This is a genomic window from Parasalinivibrio latis (genome assembly GCF_036825535.1).
In the GTDB taxonomy this organism is placed as follows: Bacteria; Pseudomonadota; Gammaproteobacteria; order Enterobacterales; family Vibrionaceae; genus Parasalinivibrio; species Parasalinivibrio latis.
Genome location: NZ_CP098812.1, coordinates 2,331,605 through 2,356,237 on the forward strand (window position 1 = coordinate 2,331,605; position 24,633 = coordinate 2,356,237).

The following is a 24,633-nucleotide window of genomic DNA, read 5'->3' on the forward strand; positions in this document are numbered from 1 at the left end:
CAGTCAAAACTTTTAAAATTAAACAACCATTTGATTTTACGATTAAATTATTGATTACTTTCAATGAAAAATTACTAATAGAAAGTGTGGACAGCGCCTTCTATTAAATTATTACGTTTTCAAGAAAAGCAGAGACCTATGGATTTATTAAAAGATTGGATCATTCCAGTAGCAAGTATTGTGCTTTCGTTTATTAGTATGGGATTGGCGATTTGGTTTGCGTCTTCAGCTAAAAGTGATGCTCAGAAAGCCCAGAATGTATTAGAGAACGTCGATAAAGCCATCGAAGGATGGCAAAAGCAAATAATGGCATCAACCGCAGGCATTCTCGACTCTATGCCACAAGTTATAGAAGGTAAGGCTGCTTTAGCAAAAGTAGAAGCTGCAAAGTCTTTAACTGATGGCATTCAGGCTGCAATTCATGAGATTGCCACAAATCCCCAACCTGGAGCCGCAGGTCATACACAAGAAGAAGCATTAAAGACTTTAACCGCTCAGCTAAATAGCCTACTTGAGTCAATGGTTAAAAAATAGTTCGAAACACAACACATATGGGCCCTTCTACAATCAATAGACATTAGCATTCTTTTGGCTGCGTCGGCAGCCATTGTTTTCAAGCAACAAAGTCGCCTACTTCGCTCTATCTTTCCCGATACTGAGTCGTAGCTTCCGGCAAATACATAAAAAAATCTGCGTGTCCACTTCCCCAAATGGCGAAACAGTTCACAATTTTAAGTGTATTGTTTTTATCAACCAAACACATCATGAATTAAAGCGATGTTAAAAATAAGCCCAGAATATAATGCTATTTCACCTCACAAAATCACTAGACAATCGTTTGCGTACTCCCTATACTTCGCCGCCAGAAACAAGGGCTTAGCCCGGATTTTCTATATCTGCAATTTGATGACACCCCAGACCAACTGATCCCTGTCAGTTGTCTTTCTTTTTTTCTAAAAGAAGAAGACACAACAAATGGATCAGGACCATGACGCAAACCGCAACTCTCTCAACACCTTCAGCCACTCCAACCACTCGCTGGCAGACCAAAGCCATTTTCAGCGTTGCATTCCTGATGGCAACCACATCAGTTGGCCCCGGATTTCTGACCCAGACAGCCGTCTTTACCAACATGTATGGTATGGATATGGCGTTCCCGGTATTTGCTTCGATGTTCATCACATTCGGCATTGTCATGAACCTATGGCGGATAGTGGGTGTATCCGGCCTGCGAATTCAAGACATCGCCAACAAGGTCGCACCGGGCCTTGGCTATGGTATCGGTATTTTGCTGGCACTAGGCGCAGTTGCTTTCAACTTTGGTAATGTCAGCGGTGCCGCACTGGGTATCAATGTGCTCACCGGAGTTGATACAACCTGGGGCGCTCTCTTTACCGGTATTGTTGGCTGCCTGCTGTTTGTTGTGCACAACGCATCCAAGCGAATGGACCAGATGGCCCGCTACCTCGGCCTGTTTATGATTATCCTTATCGCTTATGTCGCCATGACCTCCCTTCCTCCAATGGGTGAAACCCTGATAGCGGCTGTAGCACCTTCTGACATGTCAAACCTTCTGCTCCCAACTCTGACGATTGTCGGTGGTGCAGTGGGTGGATACTACACGGGTGCACAGCGCCTGGTAGATGTCCGCCTGAAAGGTGAAGAGAATGTCGACAGCATCAAAAAGGCGGCCTGGGCCGGTATCTCAATTGCCGTTGTCATCCGCGTCCTCCTTTTCCTGGCGGTTTTGGGTGTGATTGCAACCGGCACGGTGCTGGATAAATCCAACCCGGCGGCTGATGCTTTCCGTCAGGGTGCGGGCGAACCGGGTTACTTTATATTCGGTCTGGTACTGTTCGTTGCCTCTATCACGTCAGTGGTCGGTAACTCCTATATGGCTATCTCACTGATTAAGACTCTGTTCCCGGTGGTCGAGCACAATGAAAAAGCCTGGTGTGTCGGCTTTATCATGCTGACCAGCATCGGTACGGTGGTGATGAACATGCCTATCCTGCTCCTGATGCTGGCCGGGCTGGTAAACAGCATCATCCTGCCTGTGGTACTGGGTGTGGTGCTCGCTGCAACCAAACGTAAGGACATTGTCGGTAACTACAAACACCCGCTTTGGCTCACCTCTATCGGCGCGGTTATCGTGGTGGTTATGGCGGCCGGCAGTATAAATAACGTTACCGGTTTTATTGCTAAGTTTATTGGTTAACATCAATTACCGCGCTTCAAAATATCTAATTTGAAGCGCGGTATTAAATGGATTTAAGTCTTTTCACTATTACTCCTATTCTCCCTCCAAAATATCCACTCAGAGAATATATTCGCATCAAATTAATCATGCCGTATATGTTAATTTCAAATTGTAATATTTAATTGCGGATATGTTATTTCAGGAATAATATTATTTCGATACATCACACAAAAGGTTAAAGGGATTTTTATGAAGAGCATGTTTTTCTATATCGCTTTAAGCTGTGCTTCTGCGTTACTTTCTTTGCCAGTAACTGCAGATGATGATGATACGGGTGATTTATTCTCATACGCATATTTGGGTTACGCCAATTTCAATCTAGATTTCGACTCATCAGAGTATGACTTAGAGATGGATGGATTCACCCTAACTCTTGGCCAAGAGTTCACAGAAAACATCGCGCTAGAAACGACTCTTTATCACGCAACTGATAAATTCAACTCAGGAAGTACAAAGATCAAGTTGGAAGGGTTCTCTGCTTCAATAACTCCTGTTCTTTATGCTGATATCTCAAAATATTACTCCGTATATGGAAAAGCAGGATTGGCATATGGAAGAGCTAGTGAGAAAGTAGGGTCTTCACCCAAAATTAGCGACGATGAGTTCACCGTGATTTACGGGATAGGACTAAGTATCACTACCGGTTCTAAGCGCGCATATGCATTTCGAATTGGCTATGACATATATGATGGTGACGATATCGAAGCCGATTTATTTACAATTTCAGCCGGTATGAAGTTCTGATAAGTATAGAAACACTTATAGATGTGTCGCGTATCAAACGGCTGATATGAAACGCTGGATCGAAGCGCGGGCCATTGCTAGTCTAGAGCCGATTTAAACAGTTAGTCGGGGAGCCAAGCGGTTATTAAGACCTGGGCTGAGACCACGTAAATGTTAAGCGCTGCAATTCATGCAGATGGCATAGTGGGACCCGTTGAACCTGATCCAGTTAACACTGGCGGAGGGAACTAACGTTGTGGTGCCTCAGCCTTTTCAGCCCACCGTTCTTCCCCTCCCCTTATTGCCGTTAGGGGATACCATGAAAGATTACAACCATACTCCGATCACGCTCACCATCGCCGGTTCTGACTCCGGTGGCGGCGCCGGGATACAGGCCGATATCAAGGCTATTTCTGCAACCGGCGGTTATGCCTGCTCTGTTATCACTGCCCTTACTGCACAGAATACACAGGGGGTTTCCGGTATTTTCCCGGTTCCAGCCGACTTTGTTGCCGCCCAGCTTGATGCCGTATTTTCCGACCTGGATGTCGTCGCTGTTAAAATTGGCATGCTCAACGACAGCGGTATTATCCGTACCATCGCCGCGAAACTGCGTGAATACCGCCCGGAATTTGTTGTTTTGGATCCGGTGATGGTCGCCACCAGCGGTGACCGCCTGCTGGAACCGGACGCCAAACAAACCCTTATGGAAAAACTGGTGCCCTTGGCAGATATCCTGACACCAAACCTCCCGGAAGCGGCTGAAATGTTTAACCATCCTGTGCCACAATCTGATGAAGAGATGCTGGCAATGACCGGAAAAATACAGACCTTCCTTCACGCCTGTTCTGCTCAATCCCAAAAAGAGAGGCTGTTGCTGCTAAAAGGTGGCCACCTGGAAATGTCCCAGCAAAGTACCGATCTGCTCATCACGCCAAATTCCGTATCCTCGATGACCGCCAGCAGGATAGATACGGTTAACACCCACGGTACGGGATGTACACTGTCTGCCGCCATTGCATCTTACCTGGCGCAGGGGGAAGGCCTTAACTCAGCCTGCAAATTGGCCAAGCATTACCTGACAGATGCGCTGCTTCATGCCAATGAGCTGTTTGTTGGCCAGGGTCATGGACCGGTTAATCACTTCTATAATCTCCCCCGCCACTGAGTTAGCCGCAATCCCTAGACTAAAGTTTATAATAATAAGACTATAAATCTCATTTTAGTTAATATATATTTAACTTCAGGTGCTGGTTCCGCAGTAAGCAGTCGCGGAGCCGGGCCTGACAAATCCTGTTACCTTGTACCGTCCATTTGCAAGTCACATGCAATTTAGCGGTCATTTACTGTGTAGATGCAATCAACTTAGGGAGCCCTGCTCCCCATTTTTTTATCCATACGCTGCCCGATTTTCACTTCCGGTACAAACGTCCGCCACGCACTGCCCCTAACTTATTGGGTTGGCAAACCAAAATACTCAAACCGAATGTTGGGGGAAATATGGCCGGAATTTATCAGCGGATATGGACTGCAGATCAGGAAAACAACGGTATTGAAGCTATCAGGCAAGGGGAAACCGGCTCTCAGGAGCGAGGCTGGGTAAAAGTAAACACTAACCTTGACCAGAATGATCCAGACCTACAGGTATTAACTGACGTACACATTCCAGACCATAAAAAGCAGACCTATGAGCTTTGCAGAAAACTCTTCAACAACTTCACGCTGGCTGAGCCAATGGAAGAAATCGACACCGAAGAGGAGCGAGAGGAAGTCCATAATTTCATGTCTGCCATCATCGACACCCCCCCAATGGAAGTTGCCCGTGAATATATTGCCCGTGAAACCGGCCGGAGCGTTTCCCGTGAAAGATGGTACAACACGGTATTCGAAATGTGGTTCCGCCGGTTTTCCAAAGGTGGCGATCCCCACCTTTCCGGTTTTGAGCATGTGATTGTTGGGGAACACGACGATGAAAAGGTTCAGGGCTACCACTTCTGGTGGAAGTATTTTCTTGATGACGGGATGGCCCACCTCGTGGACGATGGTGCGACCGTTATCCGCCGGTTGCGCGATGACCGTATAGACTACCTGGCCTCCCGACAGGCAGACGGCCAGGCACGTTTCCCGGAAAGTGTCACCATATCATACCGCTGGACAGCACCGGATTACGACACCATGACAGCACAAACCCGCCGCAAACCAATTGGCGGGTTCTTTGTTGGTTGCAGTGTGGAGGGTTTGATGGCAATGGGGACAGTCCGTGCCCACCAAGGGGCGCAGGCACCCAAAGTGGCTGTGGTAGAAGGTGCGCGCTACGACATGAAACTGTTCCATTCTGAAAACCGGCAACATATCAGAACTTTCTACCCGATTTTCAAAGGGGAGTCTGACATCGTTGATGGTGGTGGCCGGGACAGCAATGTTCCGGGTGACGGGCAACCGGACGTTCCACCGCCAACACCCGATAATCCGGTTGTCAGTCCGGTGAGGATCATTGCCGCCCGAGTCAACCCGTTTGGTCACGATCCGGGCTTTGAGACGGTCACACTGGTCAACACCGGAACACAAACGCAGAATCTGGCCGGTTGGAGTTTGCGGGATAAGAACAATAACGAACTGGTATTCGATGAACTGGAGCTGGAAACGGGGGAGTTCAGGACAATTACTCTGGATGGCTTTGATATCCAGCTATCCAATAAAGGCGGAGAAATCCGGCTTCACAATGCGATCGGAACCCGGCTTCACCGTGTGACATATTCCAAGGCACAGGCAAAAACTCAGGGAATTACTCTGCTGTTCTGAGCACCAGAAACAAAACCGGCCGGGTAAATGCCCGGCCGGTTGTTCATTTCAACTCGCGATTATTCCGCAGAGAAGAAACCGTTGTAAAGCATGTACAGGTGAGCCGCACTCCATGAGAAGTTAGGAGCACCCTGCTGGGCACCGTTCAGAGGGTTGTAGTTCTCACGAATCGGGCCATCAGCAATCAGGCCGTCGGCGTTGGCAAAGAATTTGTTGGCGATTTGCACAGCTTCTTTCTCGTAGCCATATTTCGCCATTCCACGCACACCGAAGTAGAACTGGTCAACCCATACACGTCCGCGCCAATAGATATCTGGGCCAAATGCCGGGTTGGTCAACGCAGCCGTACCCAGTGGGACGAAGGTGTTGAACTCAGTGTTGTCCAGCATGACATCAACCACAGCATCTGCGTGTGCCTGGGTTGCAGCACCGTTAAACAGCGGCGACCAGCCCTCTGGGCCCTTCCCACGCTCAACCAGCGGTTTACCGGCACAGCCATTTGCCAGTGGCTTCTCATCCATACGGATGTCATAGAAGAAACCGGAGGCATCATCAAACATACAGGTGTTGATGTATTCAGCGGTTTGCTCTGCCTTGCCACGGAACATATCAGCTTCGTCAGCTTTACCGAGGATGTCCGCCATGTCTGCCAGGTATTTGTTGTCGCTGTACCAGTAGCTAGCCTGGTCAACGGACTCCTGCATCAGTGAGTAACCAATCAGTTGTCCGTTGGCATCACGGTTTTCAGCAAACAGCACTTCCCAATCTTTGCGGGAACCGCCGTTAGCAACATATTTTTCGAGCTGGTCAGCATCAATGAAGCCAAACACAGCGGCATCATCACGGCCTGATTCCCACGAAGCTGCGGTTTGGGCCGGAATTTCAATGCTGTCGTAATTACCGCTCTTCAGCAGTGCATTGTACTTGTCGATGCCCGCCAGTTCCTGGCTCTTGCCATTGATAACGGCCGTAAACAGCATCTTGCCATCCGGCGTGTTGTGCGCCTTGTCTACGGCTGCACCGTACTCAGGAATACCGTTACCGTTGTGGTCACGGTTACGCAGCCACCAGTTGTGGTAGGCCACCAGTTTTGGATACATTTCTTCAAGCCAGGCTTTGTCGCCTGTGGTCTTGTAGACTTCCATCACCGCCCATGATGCCAGGCTTGGCTTGGTGTTACGCTCGTTCCAGTTGCCACCGTCACCACCACGCTCAGGGCTCAGGTTGTAAGCAACCAGGTCTAGGATATAGCCTTCGTCAAACGGGCGGACTGCATCGTCAGCCTGGATCTGGTAAGCAAACATCGCGCGGATGTTCTCTTTGGCAATTTCAGGGTTGAAATGTGCCATTGCGTAAGCCTGCTTCCAAGTATCCCAAGGCCAGGTCTGGTTACCAGAGAACCAGCGTGCAGTAACAGAAGGCGTCACTGAATCGTGCTTCATCACACCGGCAGCGCCGCGCCAGTTACCGGTCAGGGTTTCAATAGCCTTAACCGCAACACGCTCTTGCTCGTCAGTCGCCGCTTCATTGGTCAATCCCTGCTCCAGATAGGTTTCCCACATCTGTTCAGACTGGCGCTGGTACTTACCTGGGTTTGCCAGGACATCGGCGACCTTGGCCTGCTCTGCCGCGTTCTCTTCTGCGGTGAGCACATGGCTGTAAGTGGTGTAGATCGTCGTATCACCGGCAATATCCGCAACCGATTCAAAGCGCATACCATCAACGGTGGTTTTTGCATCGATCGAACGGTTTACCTGGTATTCGCTGTCGCCGGACGTCAGAAGGGTCCAGGTTGCACGAACCTTGCCGAAAGTGACCTTCAGGCCGTTGTCTGTAACCTGAATCTGACGGTTATAGTCCGGGTAAGCCTGCTCAACCGTTTTGTTGTCTTTATTGGCACCTTCAACTGCATGGTGCGATTCCATCAACTCACCATCCCACTTCAGGGTCAGTGCAGATGCTGATTCAATGCGGGTTTCCAGCAAAGAAGTGCGGTTAGTTGCAAAGCGCATGGTCATCTCGACAGTGACATCGTCAGAAGTCAGCTTTTGAACCAATGCGCCCGGAATACTGTAGGCTTCCATGCTGAAATCAAGCTTTTTGCCATCCTTGTACACGCTCAGGCGGTCAAAGTTATTGGCCATAAAGTTGATGTATTCTTCTGTCAGCAGTGCAGGGCCAGGGAAGCCACCCATGCCGTTTTTATCTGCTGGAAGCAGGTGACCATGCCACGCACCCATGTCGAAGAAAGGCGTGTATTTCTGGTGGTCGTATTTGTCGTAATCGCGCATAAACTGCGGCGCACCGGTACGGTCGATTACGTTACGGAATTCTGTTGCGCGAAGGCTGTCATCCTGAGAGGTGGCACAGCCGGAAAGCATGGCGGTCGCAACCGCCATGGCACATAGTGTTTTCTTCATCATCATTACAGGAACCTGATTGATTAGAAGTAGAAGAACTGCTTAACGAATACCTTGTTCTCACCGTCTTTTGGCAGGTAGGTATCGACTGCAAACGCATACTGCTCGTTTGCACCGAAGGCGTACCACATACCGGCGTTAACGAACTGCACATCACTGCCCTTCTCGCGGTCAGCATAGTTATAACCGGCTGACAGGTACAGGCCCTCAGAAGGCTCGAACATGCCGTTCAGTACAAAACCGTTCTCTTCGCCGTAGCTGCCCTTGTCAGTGTCGTGCCATGCACGGAAACCGATGTGGTCGAAGAAGTTAGCACCCACCATCATGATGTTGCCTTCACCATCAGTCACTTCAGCACCAGCCATTACCTTGATGCCTTCCATGCGGTACTCAACATAACCGTTGGCTACTGCTGCTTTCTCAAACTTGTCACCGTAATGGTCGTATTTACCGAAATCGAACAGTTGGTCATCAGAGTTGTAAGAAGACTCTGGTGCAATAGAGATGCCGTAGCGGAAATCGCCTTCAACGTCTTTCAGCTTAAGACCTACGGAGATATCACCGGCTTCAGAAGGGGTCAGGCCGTACTCAACAGTAAAGTCTGAGTAACCGTCCATTTCATCCAGAGCGGAATCCATACGGCCAAACGTCAGTTCTTTGCCGCCTTCGAATTTGTAACCTACGTATACACGGTTAAAACCACCTTCCCAGCCACGAACACCGTGACCCGGTACCCAGGTTTCACCTGTTTTTTCTACTGCCGGAACCGTCCAGCCTTCCAGGTATGCCAGACCAAACCAGTTACCCTTTTCAAATGCCAGGGCCAGATCCATGTAAGAACCATCCAGGTACTTACCCTTGTCATCACCTTCCAGGTAAACTTCGCCACCCAGGCCCAGTTCACCATAAAAATCCCAGTTGAACTCTTCGTTTGCAGTCGCACCAAACGAAACCACAGAAGCAATAACAGCGCTTAAAATTGTCTTTTTCATATTCTTTCTACTTATGGTTATTAATACCCCGATCCCGGCCATACCGGGCGCATTGATAATGCCGTCGCAAAAAATAAATTTGGAGATATGAAAAATACGAAATGTGATTTTGTTCAACGTATGGGTTCGCGTGAAATGATTACTGCACAGAAGCTCACATTAATACCGTGCCAGAACATATTTTTTTAAAATTAAAATTGAACAATTGATAATTAAATCCAACAAAAACAGCACAATGCAGTTCAAATTTCCATCAAACACGCTGTATTGATTAATTGTCTGCTTGGATAGTTATTTGGATATATTTTACTGGTGATTTATTGATTGGATTATTTATATTCCGCGCAAATATATCGAGGGGGTTATTTTTGTTTGAAGAAAGAATGATATCAAAGAAATTCAAACATGATATTTACCCAGCGAATAATACATAAAAAAAAACCGGCTACTGCCGGCTTTTTTCAAAAATAAAATCTGACGTTATTTTTTGCGCTTGTCGGTGATTTCCCACTTGCCGTCAATGAAGAGAGCCGTCCAACCCGATGGCTTGCCATCGTTTTCGGTGCGGACATAGTTCTCTTTGCTCTTACGGCTGAAGCGTACCACTGCCTTACGACCATCCGGGTCTTCAACCGGTGCATCGGCAAGGAACTGGTACTTCGCAGGCAAGCGCTCTTTGAAGCGAGCCAGTTCTTCTACCAACGGCGCACGGGTCTCACGTGAGCGCGGGAAGTTACTGGCTGCCAGGAACAGGCCGGAAGCGCCGTCACGCAGCACGAAGTAAGCGTCTGAGTTCTCGCAAGGCAGTTCTGGGAAATGAACCGGATCTTCCTTTGGTGGCGCAACTTCGCCATTTTTCAGGATCTTGCGGGTATTCTTACACTCTTCGTTGGTACAACCCATGTACTTACCGAAACGGCCGTCTTTCAGCACCATGTCAGAGCCACACTTATCACATTCGATAACCGGGCCATCGTAACCCTTAAGCTGGAACTGGCCTTTTTCTACGATGTAACCGTTACAGCTTGGGTTGTTACCACAGATGTGGATCTTGCGTTCCTTGTCGATCAGGTACGCATCCATCGCTGTTTCGCAAACCGGGCAACGTTTCTTGGCACGCAGCGCAGCGGTTTCAACATCTTCCTCGAGAACGTTAATAATACCTTCATCATCCATCAGGTTGATGGTGGTCTTACAACGCTCTTTAGGAGGCAGGGCATAGCCTGAACAGCCCAGGAATACGCCGGTGGATGCTGTACGGATACCCATCTTGCGGCCACAGGTCGGACAGTCGATATCGGTCAGGACAATCTTGTTCGGCTCCATACCGCCGTCAACTTCATCCTGCTCCGCTTTGCCCAGCTCACCGGAGAAATCGGTAAAGAAGTCATCCAATACACGCTTCCAGTCTTTTTCACCGACGGCGATATCATCGAGCTTCTCTTCCATACGGGCAGTGAAGTCGTAGTTCATCAGGTCAGCAAAACTGTGGGTCAGGCGATCGGTAACAATCTCACCCATCTTCTCTGCATAGAAGCGGCGGCTTTCAACGCGCACATAACCACGATCCTGAATGGTCGAGATAATGGCAGCATATGTAGAAGGACGGCCGATACCACGCTTCTCAAGCTCTTTAACCAGTGCTGCTTCGGTATAACGCGCAGGCGGCTTGGTGAAGTGCTGCTGAGGATCGACTTTAACCAGAGACAGTTGCTCGCCCACAGCCACACTTGGCAGGGTCACATCTTCGTTTTTGCCGGATGGGCGCTGTACGCGTGTCCAACCGTCAAAACGCAGGGTGCGGCCTTTAGCTTTCAGGGTAAATTCGCCTGCTTCCACAGTCAGGGTGCTGGAGTCATATTTCGCAGGCACCATCTGGCAGGAAACAAACTGGCGCCAGATCAGGTCATACAGGCGGTGCGCGTCAGGCTCCATGCCTTCCAGGGTATCAGCCTGGACATTGACATCAGATGGACGAATCGCTTCGTGCGCTTCCTGTGCGTTGCCGCGTGAACCGTAAGCAATGGCAGCATCCGGCAGGTAATTCTTGCCGTAGTTACCTTCGATATAGCCACGAGCCGCTTCAACCGCTTCCTTACTCAGGTTGGTTGAGTCGGTACGCATATAGGTGATGTAACCCGCTTCGTACAGACGCTGGGCCAGCATCATCGTCTTCTTAACGCCATAGCCCAGACGGGTACTCGCCGCCTGTTGCAGGGTAGACGTAATATATGGTGCAGAAGGCTTGCTGGTTGTCGGGCGGTCTTCACGATCTTTAACCGTGTAAGCTGCTTTCTCCAGTAAAGATGCAGCAGCCATCGCCTGGGTTTCATTAACCGGCTTAAACGCAGTACCTGACTGGTGGGTGACCATCAGTCGGAGTGCTTCACCTGCAGCGCTGGCAGTATCAGAGTGGATATCCCAGTATTCCTGCGGAATAAACGCTTTGATTTCATGTTCGCGCTCAACCAGCAAACGTACAGCAACAGACTGTACACGGCCAGCTGACAAACCACGGGCGACTTTCTTCCAAAGAAGAGGCGAAACCATGAAGCCAACAACACGGTCCAGAAAACGGCGTGCCTGCTGTGCATTTACGCGATCCTGGTTCAGTTCACCCGGTGCTTCAAACGCTTGCTTGATAGCGTTTTTGGTAATTTCGTTAAATACGACACGCTTATAACGGCTGTCGTCACCGCCGATGATTTCCCGCAGGTGCCACGCAATGGCTTCCCCTTCGCGGTCAAGGTCCGTTGCGAGATAGACGGTGTCAGCTTTTTCAGCCAGGGTTTTGAGTTCAGAAACGACCTTCTCTTTACCCGGCAGAACTTCGTATTTGGCTTTCCATCCTTTATAAGGATCCACACCCATCTTGTTGATCAGCGCGTTTCGTTCTTTTTCTTGCTTGATACGCTGCTTTTCTTCAGGAGAGAGTCCTTTAGTCGAGACTGGGGTAGCTTTTTTACCGCCGGTAGATGCACCGGTTGGCAGGTCGCGCACATGACCCACGCTGGACTTAACGATGAAGTCCTTGCCCAGGTACTTGTTAATGGTTTTTGCTTTCGCGGGAGACTCCACGATAACGAGAGATTTACCCATAGTGACTCAATTACACCCTCGTGCTCTTAATCATTCATTATTTTTGACCATACCCACTGTCAGCAGGGATGCATCGCTTTTTTACAATATTGTGTGACTGAGCCTTAATATCAACCCGTATGTTGTTTTCGTTTGCGGCGGCAACATCACCCACCCAGCGTCAACCTTTTACAAACAACACGTTAATGCAGTAATACCGATTCTCTTGTCACACAGGACTTCCAGTGGTTGTGCGGGCTAATCATTACCATTGCTTTCACAACCTGCGCCAGAATTCGACACGTTTTTTTGTGTCCTGTCACAATTTCCAGCCAAATTCACCGCCAAGTGTACAGATTCACTTCAAAAAGAGGATTGCATAGAAAGATTGCATTGGTGCATAAAAATGCGCCGTGAAACCATATTCAATCTAAACCAAATCAGACGTACAAAGTCACATTGCTGTCGGCAAAACTGTGGCAAACCATAATACAGTGGCGGACACAATACCAGCCTCCATGTAATAAAGGAGGATGTTTTGACCACAATCCACTCAACTTAACCTCCGGAATTATGGATGCCCTGCCACATTTGGCGTACTATCCACGCCATCCGTTTCCAAAGACGCTACGACTATGAGTCAAAAAAAGCCCATTTCAAAGTTTGATCTCCTTCTGATCGCCAACCAGCTTATCCGTGACCACGATGCATATATTGAGGGCATGCAAGCTGATGATGTATCGGAAAGAGACGGGGTATTGGTCTTCAAAGGGGAATACTTCCTTGATGACAACGGCCTGCCGACGTTGAATACCACCCAGGCATTCAATATGTTCAAGTTCCTGGCTCACAAGCTTTCACCGGAATTTACATTGGCCGATTGATACCCATGGCTCCGGCTCAGGCCGGAGCTTTATGCTAGCCCTACCCCCTTCTGTAGCATTTTCTTACCATTATTGACAAGGTCATCACTTAACTTATCGTCAGACTCTTTTATCCTTAGCGCGCGATTCTGCAAAGCATTCAGGCCATCGCATCCCACTTGCAGATAAAAGGTATATAAATGACAAAACTGACCAAACTCGCTTCAGCACTGGCTGTCGCTTGCGGTATTTCCCTCTCCGGAAGTGCGATTGCAGTCCAACAAGCAGACCTGATGATCACTAACGGTACCGTGTTGACGATGAACCCGGGCCGTGAAGTCATTGAAAACGGGACTGTAGTCGTAAAAGACAACAAAATTGTTGCTGTTGGCGACGCTGCCCTTGCCAGAAATTATGAAGTAGGGAAAACGCTGGATGTGGACGGTGATATCGTCATGCCCGGCCTCATCAATACCCATACCCACGTGTCCATGACGGTATTCCGTTCTCTGGCCGATGACGTCCCGGATCGCCTCCACCGCTATATCTTCCCGTTGGAAAATGCACTGGTATCGCGGGATATGGTGCGAATTGGTGCCAACCTTGGCAACGTAGAAATGCTGAAAGGCGGCGTAACCACCTACGCAGACATGTACTACTTTGAAGATGAAGTTGCTAAGACTGTAGATAAAATCGGTATGCGTGCGGTACTCGGTGAAACTGTTATCAAGTACCCGGTTGCGGATGCGAAAAATGCGGATGAAGGCATCACCTATGCGCTGAACTTCATCGAAGAGTACAAAGACCATCCTCGCATCACACCGGCTTTCGCACCCCATGGACCTTACACAAACACCACCGAAACACTGCAGAAGATTTCAGAGCTGTCATTGAAACTGGATGTGCCCGTACTCATGCACCTTGCAGAATCCCACCGTGAGCAAGAAGTAATAGCTGAACGCTCCGGTGGAAAAAGCCCGGTTCAGTACATGCATGACATTGGCGCACTAAACCGGAACTTGGTTGGTGCCCACATGATCCTTGTTGATGACAAGGATATCGAACTGGTCAAAGAGAGTGATATGGGTGTTGCCCACAATATGAGTGCCAACATCAAATCAGCCAAAGGCGTCTCCCCTGCCCTCAAAATGTATGACGAAGGTGTACGCATCGGTCTTGGCACTGATGGGCCAATGTCCGGAAATACCCTTAGCACCATTGACGAGTTTGGCCAGGTAGCGAAAGTCCATAAACTGGTCAACCAGGACCGTGCAGCCATGCCTCCTTACAAGGTCATCGACATGGCGACCATAGGTGCAGCCCGAGCCCTGCATATGGAAGACAAAATCGGTTCCCTGGAGCCGGGCAAGCTGGCAGATATCATTGTGGTAGACACCAAGGCCCCTAACATGGTGCCGGTATACAACCCCTACTCCGCGCTGGTTTATTCAGCTTATGCCACCAATGTCCGTCACAGCGTTGTTGATGGCGAAGTACTGATGGAAAACAGGAACATACTGACGGTGGATGAAAATGTCATTAGGAAAGAAGCCATTAATTTCACAGAAATTGTTCGTGAGACGTTGAAAGAAAAAGGCGAAATCGTCCAGTAAGCACCTCATGTACTTAAAAAATGCTGCTGTCAGAGGCAGCATTTTTTCGTTCAGCAGAACAGGTTATCCTGCTTATACCAATTGGATTAATTTATACGTCCGACGTAGCGGAGGTAAAACTATTCAGTTCAGAACGCGACGTTAGAATTTTGAGATACCACAGTAACTAACATTAAAAAGAATAACGCGGAAATGAATAATTCCCACCAGCCGGAACAATAAAAGAATGAGTCCGATTGGTATAAATTATCCGCCCTTTGTTTATTCCACCCCCACCTAATAAAAAATCGCTCAAACATATTATACTTAGTGAATATAAGAACAGCATTGACGAGCCATTAGTTGTAATTATTTGTAAATTGTGACACATGACCAGCTTAAACATTATCTTTAATTATCATAATATTATGAATCACTTAGTTATATGCGCTTAATTGTATTAATGATTTTATCTTTCTGATATTAATGAATTAAATGCCTAAGGGTTGATAAATTATTAATATTTACTTTTTATTTCATGTCAGTGTAATTTGTATTTCGAACCATTTTTAACAACAAGAACATTTATTAAATATGACTTATTGCCTGATTTTCAGGCTACAACAATGAAAATACAGTCAACAAGACTTTTATTATCTGGAAAATCATGAATTTTCGGTAGTGCATGACCAGTTTTAATTACGACGTTTTTATTATGTGTGTAGATGAGTTTAACCCCGAGGTTAATAGCTTAGGGGAACTGAAATCCATAATATTTCAAGGAAGTAACTGTCATGAAATACGTTTATTCATCAATTCTGCTGAGTAGTTTGCTGGCTTCAGCGTCAGCAGTATCCGCTCCCGACCCTTTCACGGATTACTGGACCTCCTCCATTTACCCGGAAAAATGGCGTCATATGCCCGGCAAGGAGATAATTGATTTTTCTTATGCCGGATATATGCAAGATGGAATGTCGGATCCTACAGGTATTCCGGCTTTATCACTGGATGTCACCGATTCCACAGCGATGACGGCATTGGGGTTTGAAACAGCCGACCCGACCGGCGCCGTTTCTTCAACAGTTGCCATCAATCAGGCAGTTGATTACGTGGGGCAACAGGGCGGAGGGACTGTTCTGGTTCCGGAAGGCACATACAAAATCGAACCGTCAGATGGATCAATTGCCATTAAAATCAGCCATGACAACGTATGGTTAAAAGGGGCGGGTTCAGGGCTGACAGTGCTGAAACACACGCAACAATTTGACAGGGCTAACACCCATACAACCCGCTCAGCGAAAGTTATCCAAATCACACCTGTCTCTTCCGCTTTTTACCCGACAGACCCAGGCACTTCGGTGAGCCAACTTAATCTGGGAGCCGTTGCACTGTCGAACGCACCGGGTACAGTGAAAGGTGATGCTTCGGGTCAGAACAGCGTTACCATCACCGCATCAAGCCAACAGCTTAACGTCGGTGATATGGTTGCATTTGGTGGTATCGCCAACGTCGCATTCGCCAGTGATTACAAAATGAGTGAAGATCAACTCAGAGCCCGGGGTGTCAAAAACCCGGCCAAACGCGCCTGGGAAGGCAAGGTGCCTTTACCTTTTTATATCCGGACAGTGACACATGTTAAACCCCTTTCAGGGAATGAGTTTCGGGTAGATGTGGATCGCCCGGTCACTTTCGGTGTATCAGAGCGTTATGGCTCCCGCTTTATGAAGATTTCAGACAGCGATTTGTTAAACAACGTTGTTGTCAGCGGGTTTTCCATTGCTCAGAACCAACCTGATTTCGGCGGGTATGGCGATAATGATTACAATACACCGGGAACAGCAGCCCATGCCGTTCATCACTCCACCCTCGTCTATTCGTCGCTGGTTAAAGATCTGTTGATTGAGGATATCCAGACAGCCAAGTTTAACCCGGCAGATACCCATGAAACCCTGTCAAATGGTATGACTAACTCATACGTCCAGAATGTCACGGTCAGACAGTTTCTTTACCAGTCACCGAAATACCGGGGAGCCGGAGGGAATGGCTACGGGATAAATGTCATTGGTGGCGATGGCCTCTATTACGGAAACCAGTTCGACCGGGCGCGGCACGCGTTCAGTTTTAAAACTGCAGTAGCCAACGGAAACGTATTGTTTGCCAATGTCGCCAAAAACGGAAAGGGACCATCAGATTTTCACATGTTCCTTTCGGTCCATAACCTAGTCGATACCCTCGGAATGTTTGGCGAGCATGTAGAAAGCAAGTACCGTCCCTGGGGGTCTTCAACCATGCATGGATTTTCGGGTTCTGAGAACATTTTCTGGAATACTTACCGGGGTGACAGCGGAAACAACGTTGCAGTTATTTCCAACCAGGCCGGTAAAGGTTGGCTTATTGGCTCTAGAGGAAACTCGCCAAAGCTGAATAACAGCCGGCAAATAGACACGGTTGCTGATGTCAAGGAAGGTCAGGGAATCGGGAACACCCTGTGGCCGACTTCCCTCTACCTTGACCAGCTTACACAGCGCAAAACCGGTCTCCCTGCCCCAAGAATCCATGCGAGCCATGAGTCCTCTTTCAACCAGGTACCCGCAATTGCTGATGGCCTGCCGTCAGGCTCCCTCAATGCCTGGCAACACAGCGCGCCATTAACTCTGTCTGTTGACTACCACGGTATACGCTCAGTGTCGGGTATTGACCTTTCCCTTCTTAATCCAGCAGAGCGAAGCTACCCGGTTTCTGTCAGTACATCCATTGACGGCGCGGTTTGGGATACTCAAATCCAGGGTCATAACACCTCAGTAAACCCGGTTGAGGAAATCCGGTTCATCCCTGTTGATGCGCGTTACGTGAAAGTGACCGTAGAAGGGAATGACGTTGATGGTCAAGTTAACATTGGCGAGTTGAAAACTGTATCCGAACCCGTTATCCCTGGCGCATCGGATACCGGACAAATCGTCATCAGCGCCGCAAAACCCGCAGCGGTAATCAAAGGCAACTATTCCTTCTGGGAAATGAAACCTGCCGGTACAAAAGGGTTTAATGTGCCTTACTTTGTTTCCAGCGAGTATGTCCACACATTCACCGGCACCGAGGCAAATGAGTCGGCATCCGAACTGGTATTTGTCGTCAACAACCCCTCGAGCCTACCTCAGCAATACAGGGTGTATTTATTTGGCTCTGCACCAGATGGGAAGTCTGACACCGTACATATCACTGTTAATGATGAAGCCCCGACAAGCGGTCAAAATGCAGCCCTCAGCCGTAAAGCAAAACCTCGGTACCTGTCGAAGCGAGCACCGAGAATATCAGGGTTGGCTGACTATCCCCACATAGAACTGAACCCCGGTATCAACCGCATCAGGGTATTGGTCCGGGAACCCGGAGCCAGAATTGGGAAAATACGCCTGACACCAATGTAATATCTGCACCATTAAAAAACGCCAGTGAAAACTGGCGTTTTTTACAGCAGTTCGTAACATCACATCTCGATGGTTACCGTGTCTTTGCCTTTCTCAGGTTTTGCCTGTGAAGGATTGCCACCCTCACCCGGTTCACCCCGGCCTTTTGGATCCGGCCCGAACCGGTTAGGTCCCGCCGTACCATCCAAAATACCCAGTTCGACAATCACAAAGATTGGCCCTACTACTGGCACAAAGGTGATCAGAATAAACCACGGACTTCGGTTTCGATCCTGTAAGCGCTTCACATTGAGGGCAACAGACGCCCACATCACAAAGCCCAGCACCACAAACGCCAGTGCGTTTACCAGTGCGTTACCCTGACCGCCGTACATCATCAGCGGCATAGTGACAAACAGAACCGGGAGGCTGTAAAGCCAGTAGTCACGACGGCGCATCCGGCCTTTGAAGGACAACAGAGCCCACTTTTGGTTAGTCATTCGCTATCTCCTACAAAATCGGGCGCTGACCGCGTCCAATCCATTTGAGGAGCAGGGAGTCACTCGCCTCACCAGCAGCACCCGCCAGTTTTTCAGCGAGCTTTTTCTTTTGTGCATAATGAAGGTGCAGCACTTCGCGGTCCTTGCATGCAGCGGTCAGGTAATCATCACTGGTGGTGATTTCGTCAACAAGCCCCAAATCTACTGCCTGACGACCAAACCAGTGTTCGCCGGTAGCCACTTTGGCAATATCCAGATCCGGGCGGTGCTCATTCACAAAAGACTTGAACAGCACATGGGTTTCTTCCAGTTCTTCCTGGAATTTCTCACGGGCTTTATCCCCGTTTTCACCAAACATGGTCAGGGTACGTTTAAACTCACCCGCCGTGTGTTGTTCAAACTCAATGTCGTGCTTTTTCAGAAGCTTGTTGAAGTTTGGCAGTTGGGCAATAACACCAATAGAGCCAACAATCGCAAAGGGAGCAGCCAGAATTTTGTCTGCCACACAGGCCATCATATAGCCCCCGCTGGCAGCTACCTTGTCAACGGATACTGTCAGCTTCACACCGGCCTTGCTCAAACGATCAAGTTGGGACGAGGCCAAACCGTACCCATGTACCATGCCTCCGCCACTTTCCAGACGAACCAACACTTCGTCATCTTGCTGGGAAACAGCTAACACAGCACTGACTTCTTCGCGAAGTGCTGTCACTTCACGGGCATCAATACTGCCTTTAAAATCCAGGACAAACAGGCGCGGCTTGCGTTCAAGCGATTCTGTATCCGCTTCTTTAGCCGCCTTTTTCTTTGCCTTTGCCTCAGCTTTTTCCTGTTTTTTCTTTTCTTTATGTCTGGCTTTCAGCACCGCCTCATCATAGAGGTGGTTTTCCAACTGACTGACAGTTTCCTTGTAGTTTTCAGTCAGGTTTGTAACTTCCAGGTTCCCCTTACTTCCGCCGTGCCCGGCTGAACTTGCGCTTTTGATAACAATGATCAGCGCAACGATAGCCACCAGGATAGTCACGACTTTAGCCAGAAACAGGCCGTAATCGACGAAAAACTCCAAATTCTTATCCTCTTTTTTTGTGAAGCTGGCATTGTAACCCCGTTGTAGCGTACAGGGCTATCCGAATACAATAGCTTGCTGTGACAAAACGCTAAGGAAATGTAACGTGGAATACAAAGTCACTCCAGACTGTTTAAAAGGTAAAGTCATTCTGGTCACGGGTGCAGGTGCTGGTATTGGACGCCAGGCCGCCCTCAGTTATGCCTCCCATGGTGCAACTGTGATTCTCCTCGGGCGCACCGTTGCAAAACTGGAAAAGGTCTACGACGAAATCGAGGCGCTTGGTGCTCCCCAGCCCGCAATCATCCCACTGGATATGAACGGAGCCAACGAGCAAAACTACATTGATATGGCCGAAACCATCGAGGGCCAGTTTGGCAAGCTGGACGGTATCCTCCACAACGCAGGCCAGCTTGGCGTGCTCAGTCCGTTCGACCAAATTGAAGAAAAAGACTTTGATGAGGTGATGCAGGTAAACGTGAAGGCGACGTTCCTGATGACCAAAGCCCTGCTGTCACTGGTGAAAAAAGCTGAAAACGGCAGCATTGTTTTCACTACATCAACCGTGGGTCACGTGGGCCGTGCGTTCTGGGGCACTTACGCCATTTCCAAGTTTGCCACGGAAGGGATGATGCAGACGCTTGCTGATGAAATGGAAGGCTCTTCTGTCCGGGTCAACGCCATAAACCCAGGTGGCACACGCACCTCGATGCGCGCCAAAGCCTTCCCGGCAGAAGACACTAACCTGCTAAAAACGCCGGAAGACCTGATGCCGCTGTATGTGTACCTGATGGCAGCGGAAAGTAAAACCGTTAACGGCCAGTGCATTGATGCCCAGCCGAAATAAGGAAACTGCCGTTTCTTTGCCATAACCCTTTCTGCGCGATGAAAGGTAAAGCGGAGCACTTGCTCCGCTTTTTGGTTTCTGGGCCAACGTTAACCGGTTTCAGGACATTGTCACCGTCTTTAACGGCAAGGGTTCGCTGTCAATACGGCGGCGGGACTCACTGTCGAAAAGATGGATAGCATCAGGCTGAAATGTCAGTGAACACTCAGACCCAAGGGTCGTAGACACTTTTCTGGGTACGTTGACCCTGACCACCAGCCCATTGATGTTAATGTATAACAGTGACTGTACCCCGGTTGATTCAATATCCTCTACCCTTCCCAGAATTTCCCCGTCATCCTCGGTTGAGCTGTAGGTGATTTGATCCGGCCTGATACCGTAACGTACCTTGTCGCCAGCTTTAACCCGGCAGCCAACAGGAAGCGGGAACAATGCACCCTCACACCGGCAAACCATCCGGCTTTCATGAATACAGATAACTCCATCAAACAGGTTAATCGCTGGCGAACCAATGAAATCAGCGACAAACTCAGTCCTGGGCTTTTCGAATACTTCATCTGCAGTACCAATTTGCTCAATTCTCCCATCACGCATCAGTACAATTTTGTCTGCCATGGTCATCGCTTCTACTTGATCATGGGTAACATACACTGTGGTGGTTTTAAGCTTGTCATGCAACGCCCGGATTTCATGCCGCAAAGCGGCCCTCAGCTTGGCATCCAGGTTGGACAATGGCTCATCAAAGAGAAAAGCAGAGGGATCACGGACTATCGCCCGCCCCATCGCAACGCGCTGCCTCTGCCCCCCGGACAACTGGCGAGGAAAATGGTCAAGGTAACCGGTCAGGTTAAGAATCTCCGCCGACCATTCAATCTTCTCCCTGATAGCATCTTCACTCAGTTTTTTGATTCGCAGGGCAAAGGCCATGTTGTCGTAAACTGTCATTAACGGGTACAGGGCATAGTTCTGAAACACCATCGCTATATCCCGGTCACGGGGATGTACGTTATTCATCCGCTCACCGTTAATCACTATCGAGCCAGATGTGATTTCTTCGAGCCCCGCCGTTAAGCGCAACAGCGTTGATTTGCCACAACCGGAAGGGCCGAGCAAAACGACAAACTCCCCGTCGCCGATCTCAAGATCAACAGATTTCAGCACTTTCGTATCAGCAAAGTTCTTGCTCACTTGCTGGTATTGAATGGTTGTCATCCCTTACCTCTCAATTCCCTATCGGGGACAGTGTTCTGCGTAGTCATCCAGCAACCGCGCATCCCCGGCGATATCAAGTACGGTGAAACGGTCACGGATAAAGCGGGAATACTTCACGGCTTCAACGTAAAAGTCAGGGGCAATGCCAATTTCACTGGCAAGACAAGGGGTTTCCGACCTGCGCATCTGCGTTTCCAGTTCGCCCGCATCCAGCATCACCGGCAACAGCCTGGCCTGAATTTCCGCCCAGTCCCTTTCAAGTTTTTCGTTGAGGCGTTCCGCCCCTTCGGCATCAAGCGCTTTTCGCCCGGTCTGCACCAGGAAATTTGCAGTGTTTTCAGCCCCGGCTTTTTTCTGGAGGACCTCATTGGGAAACAGGGTTGGAGAGACAACCGGCGGTCTACGGCTGCGCAAAATCCTGTTTTGCAGTGCCAATACAGTAAGCGTGGTAACCCCTACCTGTTCCCCGTGGAATGAGCCTGGGTGGTCAGGACAGAACATGTCGATGTAGTGAGACATCATGTGCTCCGCCATACTGCCCGAGTGGGTGGTCCCGGTAAATGTGGTGCCCAACCCCATAATGGAGCAAATCCGGGTCAGTGCGCCCAGTGTGTCCATATCGCGCTCCAGAAGTTTCGGCGACCGGGCAATCATTTTGGCTTCATCAAGCGCCAGCAATTCATAGGGGATATGGCAAAATTCACTGTCAAACAGCAAGTGCGAAAGGGTCCAGTCCACTTCAGACGTGGTTCGGCAAATAACATCAGCGAACGCGCTCTTGATAAGCCTGAGGGGACATTGGGACAGGATGCCAAGATCAAGGAACACACCTTTGGCTGAATGGGCTGAGATAGACCGTTTGAACCCATGGAAACTGATTGACGCCGTGGAAGTGGTATACGCATTCATCGGCGAGGTAGGAAATACAGAGTATTCCCTGCCGTCTGTGAACGTGGTGTATTTCACCAGGTCACTGACAGTTCCTGAGCCTACGGCTATGAGGGCATCCGCATGCCGTGTCTGGCCGGAAAGTGACTTTGCCATGTCGTGGTCAGCTTTCGGGCGGCTAAGCACAACTTCAGATACGTCACAGTCTGCACTGATATTACGCCGGATTCGTTCACCCAGTATGCTGTGCGTGATTTCATCACTGACCACACAAACCTTTTTACCTCGATGCAGCGGGGATACCAACTCTCCCTCTGCACCATCAAGGGTGGACTTCACTACAATATTCTTAATGGGGATTGAAACAGCCTCGCCGGAAAATGTCCTCCATGTCCCCGCAACCAACTCGTTAAGTACCCCACCATAATCCTGGACCATTATTCTTCCTCCCGGTATTTTCGGGCAAATTCGGAAAGCCTGTTGAAACTCTCTTCATTGTTTTTGTAGACGGGTGTGTATATGTCGCAGAGCTCGGCGTAACGTTGCTGGTTTGCCTGGATGGGCTGGTAAGACGTTACTACATGCCCGCCCATCCCATCCGCAGCGTCTTTCACTGATGGGTAAATACCCGCGCCGGCAGCGGCTATCATCCCCGCCCCCAGACAAGAGGCTTCCACTGTATCCAGGCAGTGCACAGGCTTACCCAGGCAATCTGCAAAAATCTGGCACCATAAAGGGTTATTCGCTCCACCCCCAATACAGAAGACATCATTTATCTGGGTGCGCTGGCTTTTTTCCAATGCACGCATCTCCATGGTCTGTTCCAGTGCCAGCCCTTCAAGGATTGAACGGTAGATGTGCCTGCGGGAATGGTTGCTGGAAAGGCCGATAAACGCCCCGTGTGCATCGCAGTTCCAATAAGGTGTCATCACCCCGGACCAGTAAGGCAGTGTCAGCAAGCCTTTGCTCCCTATCGGTACAGTTTCGGCCTCATGCTGGAGGCGTTTCATCAGCAGCCGGGGATCACCGCCTTCTTTATTGACGATAGAAAACAGCCAGTTGACCAGGAATGCTCCGGTGCGCAGCACCATTTCGAGTATGTAGCCACCGCTGCATGCTGTCAGTGTGCGGAATGTGGTATCACACCGGTACTCTTCACTCCAGACTCCACATACCTGGGCAGTCCCCAGGTTGAGGTATGCCTGCCCCGGCCGGGTTATCCGGGTGGCAAGGCCTGCACACTGGCCATCCCCGCCACCGGCATATACCGCCAGCCCTTCCGGCAACCCAGTCAGTTGTGATGCCGCAGCCGTAACCCGCCCAACCATCGTCCCGGAACCCACCACCGCCGGAAACTGTTGGGGGTTCAGGCCAAGGTAATTGAGGATCCGTGCTGACCAGCACTTTTCGACGATATCAAACAACCCCAGGGGATCTGCACTGGCCCAGGAAGTCACCAGGTTCCCGGTCAGGCAGTAGTTAAGGTATCCCTGCACATCCGTCATTTTGTGGCTTTGCCGCAACACATCCGGGGAGTGCTTTTTCAGCCACGCAAGGCGGTATACGACAGGGGTTACATCCGGATTTTTTCCTGTAATCCGCAGGATATTCTCCGCGCCAAGCTCATCACTCACCTGGTGGACTTCATCCCGGCTTCGCTCATCCAGCCAGACAATAGCCGGGCGTACGCTACGAAAATGTTTGTCGAGGAAAGCAATGGTTTCACGCTGGTTGGAAATACTCAGTCCAACAACCTGTTCCGGCGCGACTTTTGCCATCAAAGAGTGCAAAACATCTACACAGGCTCGCCACCAGTCGGATGCATCCTGCTCAAAAAAGTGGAATCCGGGGTTTTGCATTGGAATATCGGCATGGGCTTCCGCCACCACAAAACCCTTTGCATCCCACACAATTCCCTTGGTGGACTGGGTACTGCTGTCTATTCCGATAACATAAGGCGGATTGGTTTCTGTATTGCTCATACTCACC

At 49.4% G+C, this 24,633-nt stretch carries 17 protein-coding genes and 1 riboswitch; of the genes, 9 read left to right on the forward strand and 8 right to left on the reverse strand.

Annotated features, from left to right (window positions below):
- The first annotated feature begins 138 nt into the window (after nt 1-138).
- The 5 genes from NF212_RS10740 to NF212_RS10760 all read left to right on the forward strand — a co-directional run bounded on the left by NF212_RS10740 (nt 139) and on the right by NF212_RS10760 (nt 5,785).
- Nucleotides 139-534 (forward strand): hypothetical protein, encoded by a 396-nt coding sequence (locus tag NF212_RS10740; protein ID WP_434355434.1) that lies wholly within the window; start codon nt 139-141, stop codon nt 532-534.
- 454 nt (nt 535-988) lie between these two features.
- Nucleotides 989-2,218, forward strand: a complete 1,230-nt coding sequence (locus NF212_RS10745; RefSeq protein WP_434355436.1) for an NRAMP family divalent metal transporter — start codon at nt 989-991, stop codon at nt 2,216-2,218.
- A 231-nt stretch (nt 2,219-2,449) separates the two neighbouring features.
- On the forward strand, nt 2,450-3,004 hold the full coding sequence (locus NF212_RS10750) for a porin family protein (RefSeq protein ID WP_434355438.1): 555 nt from the start codon (nt 2,450-2,452) through the stop codon (nt 3,002-3,004).
- 96 nt (nt 3,005-3,100) lie between these two features.
- A riboswitch (TPP riboswitch) is annotated at nt 3,101-3,247 on the forward strand.
- A 55-nt stretch (nt 3,248-3,302) separates the two neighbouring features.
- Entirely contained in the window at nt 3,303-4,151 is an 849-nt protein-coding gene (thiD, locus tag NF212_RS10755; protein WP_434355440.1) for a bifunctional hydroxymethylpyrimidine kinase/phosphomethylpyrimidine kinase, read from the forward strand.
- A gap of 332 nt (nt 4,152-4,483) precedes the next feature.
- Entirely contained in the window at nt 4,484-5,785 is a 1,302-nt protein-coding gene (locus NF212_RS10760; protein WP_434355442.1) for a hypothetical protein, read from the forward strand.
- 59 nt (nt 5,786-5,844) lie between these two features.
- Here NF212_RS10760 and ygjK read toward each other — a convergent pair whose 3' ends face one another.
- From ygjK to topA, 3 genes are all read right to left on the reverse strand, one after another.
- A complete protein-coding gene (gene ygjK / locus NF212_RS10765) occupies nt 5,845-8,211 on the reverse strand; it encodes an alpha-glucosidase (protein WP_434355444.1) in 2,367 nt (788 codons plus the stop codon).
- A gap of 17 nt (nt 8,212-8,228) precedes the next feature.
- Nucleotides 8,229-9,197 (reverse strand): protein YgjJ, encoded by a 969-nt coding sequence (locus tag NF212_RS10770; RefSeq protein ID WP_434355446.1) that lies wholly within the window; start codon nt 9,195-9,197, stop codon nt 8,229-8,231.
- Between the two features lie 480 nt (nt 9,198-9,677).
- Nucleotides 9,678-12,296: a type I DNA topoisomerase gene (topA, locus tag NF212_RS10775; protein ID WP_434355448.1), complete on the reverse strand. Its 2,619-nt coding sequence runs from the start codon at nt 12,294-12,296 to the stop codon at nt 9,678-9,680.
- A gap of 614 nt (nt 12,297-12,910) precedes the next feature.
- On the opposite strand from topA, the gene NF212_RS10780 reads away from it, so the two are divergent.
- The 3 genes from NF212_RS10780 to NF212_RS10790 all read left to right on the forward strand — a co-directional run bounded on the left by NF212_RS10780 (nt 12,911) and on the right by NF212_RS10790 (nt 18,152).
- Nucleotides 12,911-13,159 carry a YciN family protein gene (locus tag NF212_RS10780; RefSeq protein ID WP_434355450.1) on the forward strand — a complete coding sequence of 83 codons (249 nt, stop codon included), beginning with the start codon at nt 12,911-12,913 and terminating at the stop codon, nt 13,157-13,159.
- 179 nt (nt 13,160-13,338) lie between these two features.
- Entirely contained in the window at nt 13,339-14,751 is a 1,413-nt protein-coding gene (locus NF212_RS10785; RefSeq protein ID WP_434355452.1) for an amidohydrolase, read from the forward strand.
- 773 nt (nt 14,752-15,524) lie between these two features.
- Entirely contained in the window at nt 15,525-18,152 is a 2,628-nt protein-coding gene (locus NF212_RS10790; RefSeq protein ID WP_434355454.1) for a discoidin domain-containing protein, read from the forward strand.
- A gap of 59 nt (nt 18,153-18,211) precedes the next feature.
- Here the strand turns inward: NF212_RS10790 and NF212_RS10795 are convergent, their stop codons facing one another.
- Both NF212_RS10795 and sohB read right to left on the reverse strand, forming a co-directional pair.
- Nucleotides 18,212-18,631 carry a DUF805 domain-containing protein gene (locus NF212_RS10795; RefSeq protein ID WP_434355456.1) on the reverse strand — a complete coding sequence of 140 codons (420 nt, stop codon included), beginning with the start codon at nt 18,629-18,631 and terminating at the stop codon, nt 18,212-18,214.
- A gap of 10 nt (nt 18,632-18,641) precedes the next feature.
- Nucleotides 18,642-19,697 carry a protease SohB gene (gene sohB, locus NF212_RS10800; protein ID WP_434355458.1) on the reverse strand — a complete coding sequence of 352 codons (1,056 nt, stop codon included), beginning with the start codon at nt 19,695-19,697 and terminating at the stop codon, nt 18,642-18,644.
- A gap of 106 nt (nt 19,698-19,803) precedes the next feature.
- Between sohB and NF212_RS10805 the strand changes: the two genes are divergently transcribed.
- Nucleotides 19,804-20,544, forward strand: a complete 741-nt coding sequence (locus tag NF212_RS10805; protein ID WP_434355460.1) for a YciK family oxidoreductase — start codon at nt 19,804-19,806, stop codon at nt 20,542-20,544.
- A gap of 99 nt (nt 20,545-20,643) precedes the next feature.
- Here the strand turns inward: NF212_RS10805 and NF212_RS10810 are convergent, their stop codons facing one another.
- From NF212_RS10810 to NF212_RS10820, 3 genes are read right to left on the reverse strand one after another with little or no spacing between them, the layout of a single operon-like run.
- Entirely contained in the window at nt 20,644-21,756 is a 1,113-nt protein-coding gene (locus NF212_RS10810; RefSeq protein WP_434355462.1) for an ABC transporter ATP-binding protein, read from the reverse strand.
- 18 nt (nt 21,757-21,774) lie between these two features.
- Complete coding sequence (locus NF212_RS10815; RefSeq protein ID WP_434355464.1) at nt 21,775-23,082, reverse strand: iron-containing alcohol dehydrogenase; 1,308 nt, start codon at nt 23,080-23,082, stop codon at nt 21,775-21,777.
- Nucleotides 23,082-24,626, reverse strand: coding sequence for a xylulokinase (locus tag NF212_RS10820; protein WP_434355466.1), 1,545 nt, complete (start codon nt 24,624-24,626; stop codon nt 23,082-23,084). Before NF212_RS10820 ends, NF212_RS10815 begins: the two co-directional genes overlap by 1 nt.
- Between the last annotated feature and the right edge of the window lie 7 nt (nt 24,627-24,633).